At 59.5% G+C, this 1,114-nt stretch carries 1 protein-coding gene; it reads left to right on the top strand.

What is annotated here, in order from left to right; all coding sequences use genetic code 11:
- Positions 1 to 36: 36 nt before the first annotated feature.
- A partial coding sequence (locus B6S09_RS18075; protein WP_244900116.1) for a DUF927 domain-containing protein occupies positions 37 to 1,114 on the top strand: 1,078 nt, incomplete at its 3' end.

The following is a 1,114-nucleotide window of genomic DNA, read 5'->3' as shown; positions in this document are numbered from 1 at the left end:
AGATGTGTATAAGAGACAGATGGTGAGGCACGCCCCGTGTGTTCGCCTCTCGAAATCATCGCACGCACTCGCGACGACAAGGGCCACAACTGGGGCTTGTTGGTCGAATTCGACGACCCGGACGGCGCTAAAAAACGTTGGAACATTCCAGCTCGAACCATGACCGGCGACTTCGGAAAGGACGTACTCGGTCCACTGGTAGATATGGGTTTGCGCCTTGCAGGAAGTCGATCTGGGCGCAACGCACGCAATGATCTGCAGAGTTATCTCGGCGGGTTCGACAGTACCCAGCGCGCACGCTTGGTGACGCGCTTGGGCTGGCACGACAAGGCGTTTCTATTACCCGAACAACAGATCGGCTCGCACGGCGAGCACCTGCATTTTTATGAAGCTGGTGCGCAGTTACCACCGATCAGCGAAGCGGGTTCTCTGGAGCAATGGCAGCAGCAAATCGGCACTCTGTGCGTTGGTAATCACCGCTTGGCGTTTGTCGTCGCTGTGGCCTTTGTAGGGCCTCTGCTGAACCTGCTGGGACATGAGTCGGGCGGCTTCCATCTCTACGGCGACAGTTCCGGGGGCAAGACTACCCACTTGCAGGTCGCTGCCTCGGTCTATGGCGGGCCACGTCTGGTGCGTTCGTGGCGCTCCACGGATAACGCCCTGGAGTCCATCGCCGCCGCACACTCAGACGGCCTCCTGGTGCTGGATGAAATCGGGATGTGTGACCCACGCATCATTGGCGAAACGGTGTACATGCTCGGCAATGGCACAGGTAAGGCCAGGGCGAATGATCGAGGACAAGCGGGCCGACAGGTACAGGAGTGGCGCTTACTGTTTCTCTCGACCGGAGAAAAGACATTGGCCCAGCACATGGCGGATGCAAACAAGGAGCTGAAAGCCGGCATGGAGGTGCGCATGCTCGCCGTGCCGGCGGATGCCAGCAAAGGCCTCGGCATGTTCGATGTGCTGAATGGTTTTGAGGATGCTGCCGCTCTCTCCGATGCGCTCAAGGCCCGTGTAGCCAAATACTACGGAACGCCGCTCACTGCCTTCCTGCACGCGCTGTGCGCGCCTGGGGAAATGCTCAGGTGGACGGTGATCATTCGCCGCACGG

It is taken from the genome of Oceanimonas baumannii (assembly GCF_002245495.1).
In the GTDB taxonomy this organism is placed as follows: Bacteria; Pseudomonadota; Gammaproteobacteria; order Enterobacterales; family Aeromonadaceae; genus Oceanimonas; species Oceanimonas baumannii.
This window is presented reverse-complemented; position numbering and strand designations above follow the sequence as displayed.